The sequence below is a fragment of the Vibrio makurazakiensis genome (genome assembly GCF_050337375.1).
GTDB lineage: Bacteria > Pseudomonadota > Gammaproteobacteria > Enterobacterales > Vibrionaceae > Vibrio > Vibrio makurazakiensis.
Window position 1 is genome coordinate 1 of sequence record NZ_JAKJSW010000490.1, and the last position, 634, is coordinate 634.

Sequence of the window (634 nt, forward strand, 5' to 3'; positions counted from 1 at the left end):
TCTGAAGAGTGATGTCACGATAGGCTTCTTTTATCCAATTCGGAATTCWGTTTTCTGGTACTGCTTAGTTAGCCATTCCCCAAAACCATCGACAATCCCAATCACTGAGCGTTTCTGGATTAATCGGCCCGACAACAGAATACCCAAGCGCTCAATCTCGACTTTCTTCTCTGGGTGATATCTTAAAAATTGCTGACCACACTCTAGCGGGTTATCAAACCACCTTTTGTCGCGATACATAATTAAGGAGTAGCTTGCTCTTAGCAGCTTTTTGGCAATAGCAATTTGTGCCGCCACTTGCTCTTGAGGATTAGCAGATCGAGCAACTTTATTTCGATACACAGCTAGCCAATCTTCCACGTCCATATTCCAATGTTTAGCAATTTCCCAGTTTGTTTCAAAGTCCCCATAACAATCAGACAGGTCTTCTCCATGAACACATACTGCTAGGTGCTTCAACATAAAGCCCCATGTGAAGATATTTCCGAAATCCATAATGTCGCTGACTAGAGCCGTTTTAATGGAAACTTGAGTGACTTGAGGAAAGCTCTTTTGGAAGCGCCACTTAATCGTATTCAGTAGCGTGGTACGGTTCTCAGAAAATGAGCGATGAGTGATCACAACAACATCAAGG

1 protein-coding gene is annotated in these 634 nt (G+C 43.0%); it reads right to left on the reverse strand.

All coding sequences use genetic code 11. From position 1 onward, the window contains the following. Window positions 1-30: 30 nt before the first annotated feature. A partial coding sequence (locus tag L4C33_RS22720; protein WP_428814608.1) for a nucleotidyltransferase domain-containing protein occupies window positions 31-634 on the reverse strand: 604 nt, incomplete at its 5' end.